Below are 466 nucleotides of genomic sequence, written 5' to 3' on the forward strand. Positions count from 1 at the left end.
CCGTATCCAAGGTGGAGTGGCAGGTGAGGCAGACGTCGTTCCAGCCCCCGTCCTCGGTGCCCCCCCGGCCCAAGACGCCCTGGTTCGCGAGCCGGAACGGGTTCGTGGCCGTGCCGTGGGTCACGGAGAAGTCGTGACAGTAGGCGCACCCCTCGGGATCCGAGGCCGGTCCGGCGAACGCGGCCGCGGCGTTGCCGGAGACGTCGTAGGTCCCCGAGGCCTTGCCGTGGCCCGAATAGTCCCACTCGGCCTGGCTCACCGTGGCCGTGGTGCCGTTCAGGTACGAGAAATCGTCGGTGTCCGAGGTGGAGAAGTGGCAACTGTCGCAGGAAAGCGTCTGGCCCCACGTGGCGCTCCCGCCCCCGTGGCACGAGATGCTCGCGCAGCTCGTCGGCTGGGTGAGGTCGCCGAGGGTGGTCACCGTGAAGCTCACCCCCGCGCCCGTATCGGGCGCGAGGTCGAAGCC

At 70.2% G+C, this 466-nt stretch carries 1 protein-coding gene; it reads right to left on the reverse strand.

The genetic code is table 11. From position 1 onward, the window contains the following. A partial coding sequence (locus ACYQ8L_RS18615; protein ID WP_459943314.1) for a hypothetical protein occupies positions 1-466 on the reverse strand: 466 nt, incomplete at both ends.

The organism is Deferrisoma palaeochoriense (assembly GCF_054656955.1).